The sequence below is a fragment of the Rhodopseudomonas sp. genome, from assembly GCF_048594845.1.
In the GTDB taxonomy this organism is placed as follows: domain Bacteria; phylum Pseudomonadota; class Alphaproteobacteria; order Rhizobiales; family Xanthobacteraceae; genus Rhodopseudomonas.
The window spans coordinates 1-7,947 of sequence record NZ_JBMDXE010000031.1 but is presented as its reverse complement, the minus strand read 5'-3'; the positions used below and the strand labels follow the sequence as shown (position 1 = coordinate 7,947).

The window sequence follows — 7,947 nt, the reverse complement described above, 5'->3', positions numbered from 1 at the left end:
GCTTGCCGTCCGGGCCGCGCGAGCGCGCGTCCATACGGCGGGCCTGGAAGTCGCCGCACACCGAGCAGGAGGAGATTTCGCGGTACGCTCCGCCCTCACCCTGCCCCGGCATCCAGACCTCGATGTCGTAGGTCTTCTGCGACGCAAACCCCATGTCGCCGGTGCACAGCGTCATCACGCGATAATGCAGCCCGAGCCGGCGCAGCACTTCCTCGGCGCAGCTCAGCATCCGCTCGTGCTCGTCCTTGCTCTGTTCCGGCGTGGTGATCGACACCAACTCGACCTTGCTGAACTGATGCTGCCGGATCATGCCGCGCGTATCACGGCCGGCAGCGCCAGCTTCGGCGCGGAAACACGGCGTCAGCGCCGTCAGCCGCATCGGTAGCTCTTTCTCGTCGAGGATGGATTCACGGACGAGATTGGTAAGGGAGACTTCGGCGGTGGGGATGAGCCAGTAGCCTTCACCGCCGCTGCCGACTGCGCCGGCCGCGAACTGATCCTCGCGAAACTTCGGCAACTGCGCCGTGCCGAACATCGCATCGTCCTTGACCAGCAAGGGCGGGTTCACTTCCGTGTAGCCGTGGTCGCCGGTGTGAACGTCGAGGAAGAACTGACCGATCGCGCGTTCCAGACGAGCGAGGCCTTTCTTCAGCACGGTGAAGCGCGCGCCGCTCAGCTTGGCGGCAGCTTCGAAATCCATCATGCCGAGTGCTTCGCCGAGATCGTAATGCGGCTTCGGCGTGAACGTGTACTTCGGAACCTCGCCGAAGCGATGATGCTCGACATTGCCGTGCTCGTCGGCCCCTTCCGGCACTTCCGCCAGCGGTAGATTGGGGATTTCCGACAGCGCCTTTTTTAGCGCCTCGTCGGCCTGCTTCACGGCGGCGTCGAGCGCCGGCATCGTGGTCTTCAACTCGGCGACCTCGGCCATCAGCGCGTCGGCGCGGGCGTTGTCCTTGGCCTTCTTGGCGTCGCCGATTTCCTTGGATGCCGCGTTGCGCCGCGCCTGCGCCTGCTCGGCCGCCAGCACCGCCTTGCGCCGCGCCTCGTCAAGCGCCAGCAACGTTTCGGCGATCGGCGCCAGCCCACGCCGGGTGAACGCCGCGTCGAACGCCTGCGGATTGTCGCGGATCGCTTTGATGTCGTGCATGGGAATCGTCCTGAAGGCGGGTCGGGCTGAGCCGGTGACGTACCCTGAATGAGCGAGATTTGAAAGGCATCCGCCGGGCCCCGGTCATCGCCCAACAGGGCCGGCAGCCAACTTCCTCTGAATCGTCATGCTGAGGCGCGAGCGCAGCGAGCCTCGAAGGATGCGGCTGCAAGTGCCTCGCCGGTAGCGATCCTTCGAGGCTCGCCCGGCGGGCGAGCACCTCAGGATGACGCCGGTCTGGTGCCGAGCGCCCTACTCCGCCGGCTTCGACGACTCCGCGTCAGCAGCCCCGGCGGCCGCTGCCGCCGCCTGCTTCTTCTCGACCATCCGCACGGCGATGATCGAGCCCTCGTACAGGATCATCAGCGGGATCGCGAGCGAGGCCTGGCTGATGACGTCGGGCGGGGTCAGCACCGCGGCGATGACGAAGGCGCCGACGATGAAATAGCGGCGCTTGGCCTTGAGCTGCGTCGACGTCAGCACGCCGATGCGCCCGAGCAGCGTCAGGATCACCGGCAGCTGGAACGCCAGGCCGAACGCGAAGATCAGCGACATCATCAGCGACAGATACTCGCCGACCTTGGGCAGCAGCTGGATCTGCGCGGTCTCGGCGCCGCCGACCTGCTGCATGCCGAGCGAGAACCGCACCAGCATCGGCAGCACGACGAAATACACCACCAGCGAGCCGAGCACGAAGAACACCGGGGTCGCCACCAGATACGGCAGGAAGGCGTTCTTCTCGTGCTTGTACAAGCCCGGCGCGACGAATTTGTAGATCTGCGTCGCGACGATCGGGAACGAGATGAAGCCGGCGCCGAACATCGCCAGCTTGAGCTGGGTGAGGAAGTATTCGAGCAGCGCGGTGTAGATGAACTTCGAGTTCTCGACGCCCGCGACCCAGACGAATGGCCAAACCAGCACGTTGTAGATCTGCTTGGCGAAGAAGAAGCAGAAGATGAAGGCCACGCCGAAGCCGAGCAGCGCCTTGATCAGCCGCGATCGCAGCTCGATCAGGTGGTCCATCAACGGCGCCTTGGAGGCTTCGATATCCTCGGCGCTCATGAGGCTTTGGCGTCCTTGACGGGCTCGCTGGGAGCAGCTTCGGGATGGGCAAGATCAGGCGGCGTCAGATCCGGCGTTGCGAGCGCATGCGTTTCGGCCGGCACTGGAAGATGCTCGCCGCTCGCCTGCGCTTCGCTGACGATCGCCAGCGGCTCGCTGGTGACGGCCTCATGCGTCGTCGCTTCGATGAAAGTCTCGGGCGTTGGCGGCACCGGCGTGGTCGGTTCGACCGGCGGCGTGTCGATCGTGGTCGTCTTCTCGATCGCGGCGGCTTCGGACAATTCGCTGCCGAGCTTGGTCAGCATGTTGTTGGTGGTGAGACCGGCGGTCGCTTCCTTGACCTCGTCGAACGACTTCTTGAGGTCGGCCATTTCGGCCTCGCGCATCGCCTCCTGGAACTGACCCTGGAATTCGGAGGCGAGCCTGCGCGCCTTGCCCATCCACTGCCCGACCATGCGGAGCACGCCGGGCAATTCCTTGGGGCCAATCGCGATCAGCGCGACGACCCCGATCACCACCAGTTCACTCCACCCGATGTCGAACATGAGACGTGCCGAACATGCCAAACTGCGACGGCGGGCCGGTATCGGCATCCGCCGCGGCGATCACTCGCCCCTGCGACACTCCTGCCTGACGCGCCGGGTCACCACAAGGGCTTTGCTGCAGCGCGTCCGCGCTGCCACAGGTTTGCCTCATGAACCGGCGTGTCGGCAAACTTCGACGTGCGACGCCGGGATCAGACGGCCTTGCTGCCGACGTCGGTGCGGTTCGGCGCGGTGCCGGCCGTCGAATTGTGGTCGATGGACTTTACGGGGTCTGGCTTTTCGGCAGTCTTTTCATCGTCCTGCAGGCCCTTCTTGAAGGACTTGATGCCCTGCGCGACGTCGCCCATCAGGTCGGAAATCTTGCCGCGACCGAACAGCAGCAGGACGATCGCGATCACGACGATCCAATGCCAGATACTGAGTGAACCCATCCTGCAATCTCCCGAAACTCGACCGGCGCGCCAGCCTGTGCCCTGACTTCAGAAACTAGGGGCAAGAGCGATCAAAAACAAGGATTTAAGCCGCGCCAACGCCGACGTGATTGCCGCGGTCCCAGTGTTCCTGTTGCGTCGCTCCGGTGCCGTCAGTTCGGCTCACGGTCGTGGTCGCCGGCGTCATCCTCGGCCTCGCCGGCTTCGGGCTGTTCGGAGTCGGTCTCATTAGAATCCTCGGCGACGGCATCGAAATCGGCGGCGGCCACTTCGCTTTCATTCGCGTCAGCGATCTCAGCTTCGTCCTGCTCGTCCTCGAACGATTCGAGCGCGGCCTCTTCGAGAGCGATTTCGGACGTCTCGTCGTCGCTGACTTCAGCCGCCTCGGCATCAGCAGTTGTGTCGCTGTCCTCCGCGTCGTCCCAAGCAGCCTCGTCAGACGCGGCTTCCTCGTCGGTCGCAGCACCGTCGGCAGCGATCGTATCGCCGGTGTCGGCGAAGCCGACCTCGGCGTCGGCCGCATCCTCTTCGGACGATTCGGCGAAGCCCGTCTCCGGCTCGTCCGTATTTTCGGCCACAGCCTCGACCGTTCCGACCGCAGTCTCCCCTTCGCTCTGCGTAGCTTCGTCAGAGGAAGCCGACACGGCTTCTTCGTCGGTTTCCGGATCGGCGACCGGTGCGAGTGCCAGATCGAGTTCGCCGTCCTCCAGCGGATCTTCGTCTTCACGCAGCGTCGGATCGTCCGACGGCGACGGGACGCTGAAGCCGGTCGGCAGACGGGTGTCGAGCAAGCCCGAGCCCTTGAGCTCTTCGAGGCCGGGCAGATCGCTCAAGGCTTCGAGGCTGAACTGCGCCAGGAACGCATCGGTGGTGCCGAAGGTCAGCGGCCGGCCCGGGGTCTTGCGACGACCGCGCGGTCGGATCCAGCCTGTTTCCAGCAGCACGTCGAGCGTGCCCTTCGACGTCACCACGCCGCGAATCTCTTCAATCTCGGCACGGGTGATCGGCTGGTGATACGCGATGATCGCCAGCATCTCGATCGCGGCGCGCGACAGCTTTTTGGTCTCGGTTGTCTCGCGCGTCATCAGCCAGGCGAGATCGCCGGCGGTGCGGAACGTCCACTTGCTGGCAATGCGCACCAGATTGACGCCGCGATGGGCGTAGTCCGCCTGCAGCTGCGCCAATGCGGCCTTGATGTCGACGCCCTCGGGCATCCGCTTGGCCAGCGCCGCCTGCTCGAGCGGTTCGGGCGAGGCGAACAGCAAGGCTTCGAGAAGACGCAACTCCTCGGGCCGGCTCTGCGGCTGCTGTTCGGTGACGACTTCGTCGCGTTCGATATGCGGTTCGAACTCCACGATGCGCTTCTCCGCCAGACTTGCCATGGCTCGCTCTCCTTCTACCACTACCCTGCCGGAACTTCAGGCACGGTTGCCGCTTCCATCGCTGGAGACGGCGGACGCTTTCGAAAATACAAAGGTGCCAGCGGCGCGGACTGATGCAGTTCGACTTCGCCTTCGCGCACCAGTTCCAACGCAGCAGCGAAGCTCGACGCCAGCGCTGTCGCCTTCTGGGCAGGGTCCGGGAGATAGCGCAGCAGATACTCGTCGAGCCGGCTCCACTCCTCGGCGAGTCCGACCAGCCGTTCCAGCGAGGCGCGCGCTTCGCTCAGCGACCACACGGTGCGGCGCGCCAGATGCACGGTGGTGAGCACGCGCGACTGGCGCTGCGTGGCGTAGGCGCTGAGCAGATCGTACAGCGTCGCGGTGAACTTCGGATGGCGGATCTCGTCGATCGACTCGGCCGCGCCGCGGGGAAACACATCGCGCTGCAGCTGCGGCCGGGTCATTAGCGCATTTGCGGCTTCGCGGATCGCCTCGAGCCGCCGCAGCCGGTTGGCGAGCGCGGTCGCCATGTCCTCGGCGCTCGGGCCTTCCTGCGCGGGCGGCTCCGGCAGCAGCAGCCGCGACTTCAGGTAGGCGAGCCACGCTGCCATCACCAGATAGTCGGCGGCGAGTTCGAGGCGGACCTTTCGCGCTTCCTCGATGAACAGCAGATACTGGTCGGCGAGCGCCAGGATCGAGATCTTGTGCAGGTCGACCTTTTGCTGCCGCGCCAGCGTCAGCAGCAGATCGAGCGGGCCTTCATAGCCCTCGACGTCGATGACGAGCGCCTCGTCCTGGTCGATCGGCTCGGCCGGTCGCCCAGTCTCGAACTTCAGAATCTCAGCAGTCATGCGCTCATTCCTGCGCGGTCGATCAAGGCTTGGAGCTCGGCCCGCGCGGCCGTGCGGTCGAACGGCTGCGCCGGCTTGCGCGACGCCAGCGCGGCTTCGGCGCGAGCCAGCGCCTGGCCGGATAGCTCCGGGACCTCTGCCGCAACCTGCCGCATCTCGTCGAGCTTGCCGTTGCAATGCAGGACGACATCGCAGCCGGCCGCAATGCTTGCGCGCGTCCGATCCGCGATCGTGCCGTCCAGCGCGTTCATCGAGACGTCATCGCTCATCAGTAGCCCTTGGAACCCGATCCGGCCGCGAATCACCTGATCGATGATTGTCGCAGAAGTGGTCGCGGGTTTGGCGGGATCGAGCGCGCTAAACACAACATGTGCAGTCATCGCCATCGGCAGGTCGGCCAGCGGCTGGAACGCAGCAAAATCGGTGCGCTCGAGTTGGTCACGGGGCGTATCCACCGTCGGCAGGCGGAAATGACTGTCCGCGGTGGCTCGCCCATGCCCGGGGATATGTTTGAGCACGGGCAGGACGGAGCCCTGCTCCAGCCCTTCCGTCACGGCCCGGGCGATGGCCGCCACCTTGGCCGGCTCGTTGCCGTAGGCGCGATCGCCGATCACCGCATCTGCGCCGGCGACCGGAACATCGGCCAGCGGCAGACAGTCGACGGTGATGCCGAGGTCGGCGAGATCAGCCGCGATCAGGCGGGCGCTCAGACGTGCGGCGGCCAGTCCGAGCTGCGAATCGATGTCGTAAAGCGCTGAAAACACAGCGCCGCGCGGGTAGACCGGCCAATGCGGCGGGCCCAGCCGCTGAACCCGGCCACCTTCCTGGTCGATCAGGACGGGGGCGTCCGGCGCGTCGATGATCCTGCGCAACTCGCCAATAACCCCAGCCACTTGGGCTGGGTTGTCGACATTACGCTTGAACAGGATAAATCCCCACGGACGAGTTTTGCGCAGAAACTCGCGCTCCTCGTCCGTGATGCCAAGGCCGGAGATACCGGTGATGAAAGCGCGCGAAGTCATACAGGGCCGCTTAGCCCGCGCGCGCCTCCAGGGTCAAGGAAACGGCCGTTAATTCCTCTGGACGACGCACTGTCCGCCGGCAGATTTTAGATTGCCGCAGACTTGCTGGGCCTCGTCGGGGGTTCCGAACGGTCCCACCATCGCGCGGTAATAGACGCCCTTGCTGCCGAGGTCTGCGCGCTTGATCAGCGGCGGCCGCGATCCGAGCACCGACGGGAACTTGCCCTGCAGCGCCCGATACGACGCCTTGGCGTCCGCCTCGCTGCGCTGTGACGAGATCTGGACGACGTATCCCCCCGTTGTCGCCGGCGTCTCAGCGGGCGGCAGCGACGCGACGCGCTGGTTGCTTTGCGTTGCCGCCGCATTGGGATTGAGCGAAAGCGGCGCATTCCCGGCCGACGCGTTGGCGTCTTCGACCTGTCTGGTCGCCGGCCGCTGCTGCGGCGCTGCCGGCGTTGGCGGGGTGCGGGCGGCCTGCTTGGCAGCGCCAGCGCCCACTGGCGCAGCCGACTGGTCGGCTTGATCCGGGCGGATGCTGAACGTCTTGATCCGGCGCGGCTCCTCGCTGGCGATTGCGCCGTTGCTCGATGCCGGCAAGTTAGGCCGGGCGTTCGGTGACACCGACCCTACGGCCGGCGGATTGGGATTTTGGTTGAGCTGGGGCAACACCACACGCGTACCCTGCCCGGCGCGCGACGGGTCGGCCGGCTGTTCTTCGCGCGAGACCAGCGCTTCGACTCCATTGCCGGCGGCCAACCGGTCCTGGATCGGTTTACTCGCCGCATCGCCGGACGCCGGCGTCGCCATCACCTTGGTGGGAGTCGGGTCGGCTTTGATCACCGGCGGCTCGCCGCTCCGGCTGCCGCCGCTGAAGGTGCGATACGCAAAGGCCCCGCCGGTGCCGACGACAGCCAGCGCCAACACGGCAGCCACCGTCACCATGCTGTTGCGACGCGGCTTGACGGCCCGTGGCTCCGGCTCGTCCGCATAGCCGTCGTCGTAGCCATACGGCGCCTCGGGATAGTTCGCGTCGGGCCGCACCTGGAACGGGTCAGGCTGGCCGTACAGCGCATCGTCGTAACGACCCGGGACGAATTGCGGTTGCTCCAGCGGCAAGGACGGCTGTGCTGCGGCGTACGTGTCGGCAGACGTCCGGGAGTCGAACTGCGCCTGATCGTACGAATGCGGGTCGTACTGCGGCTGATCGAATCTCTGCTGCTCGAATTGGGTCGGCTGAACCGGCACCGGATCGAACTGCGGCTGCTCGAACCGCGGTTCGCTGAACTTCGGCTGATCGTAGTCACGCGACTCGGACAGGCGCGGCGCGGCGGCCGTCATAAAGGACGGCGGCTTGCTGAAATCGGGACGCGGCGGCGGGACAGGCGTCGGTGCCGGCTCAGGCTCGGCGGCACGTCGATGCTGCAGCCACGACGGCATCGGCTGCGGCGGGGCATCGTCGTCCAGCGGCGGCAGCGGGGTGCTGGGCCGGAAATTGGTTGCGCGG

The 7,947-nt window shown here is 66.0% G+C and carries 8 protein-coding genes; all 8 read right to left on the bottom strand.

Features of this window, described 5'->3' with window-relative positions; all coding sequences use genetic code 11:
- Positions 1-1,150 (bottom strand): serine--tRNA ligase (gene serS / locus ACOJTD_RS01840; RefSeq protein ID WP_420131239.1); only part of this gene is annotated, 1,150 nt, incomplete at its 3' end.
- 252 nt (positions 1,151-1,402) lie between these two features.
- Positions 1,403-2,212 (bottom strand): twin-arginine translocase subunit TatC, encoded by an 810-nt coding sequence (gene tatC, locus ACOJTD_RS01835; protein ID WP_420131238.1) that lies wholly within the window; start codon positions 2,210-2,212, stop codon positions 1,403-1,405.
- Positions 2,209-2,757 carry a Sec-independent protein translocase protein TatB gene (gene tatB, locus ACOJTD_RS01830; RefSeq protein WP_420131237.1) on the bottom strand — a complete coding sequence of 183 codons (549 nt, stop codon included), beginning with the start codon at positions 2,755-2,757 and terminating at the stop codon, positions 2,209-2,211. The genes tatC and tatB overlap by 4 nt, the downstream gene beginning before the upstream one ends.
- Before the next feature lie 191 nt (positions 2,758-2,948).
- Positions 2,949-3,188, bottom strand: a complete 240-nt coding sequence (locus ACOJTD_RS01825) for a twin-arginine translocase TatA/TatE family subunit (RefSeq protein ID WP_420131236.1) — start codon at positions 3,186-3,188, stop codon at positions 2,949-2,951.
- 152 nt (positions 3,189-3,340) lie between these two features.
- Entirely contained in the window at positions 3,341-4,570 is a 1,230-nt protein-coding gene (scpB, locus tag ACOJTD_RS01820; protein WP_420131235.1) for an SMC-Scp complex subunit ScpB, read from the bottom strand.
- Positions 4,571-4,590: 20 nt separating this feature from the next.
- The gene (locus ACOJTD_RS01815) at positions 4,591-5,421 is read right to left on the bottom strand and encodes a segregation and condensation protein A (protein ID WP_420131234.1); all 831 of its coding nucleotides are present in this window, start codon (positions 5,419-5,421) and stop codon (positions 4,591-4,593) included.
- Positions 5,418-6,443 carry a beta-N-acetylhexosaminidase gene (gene nagZ, locus ACOJTD_RS01810; RefSeq protein ID WP_420131233.1) on the bottom strand — a complete coding sequence of 342 codons (1,026 nt, stop codon included), beginning with the start codon at positions 6,441-6,443 and terminating at the stop codon, positions 5,418-5,420. Before nagZ ends, ACOJTD_RS01815 begins: the two co-directional genes overlap by 4 nt.
- 48 nt (positions 6,444-6,491) lie before the next feature.
- Positions 6,492-7,947: SPOR domain-containing protein (locus tag ACOJTD_RS01805; protein ID WP_420131232.1), on the bottom strand; the 1,456-nt coding region annotated here is incomplete at its 5' end.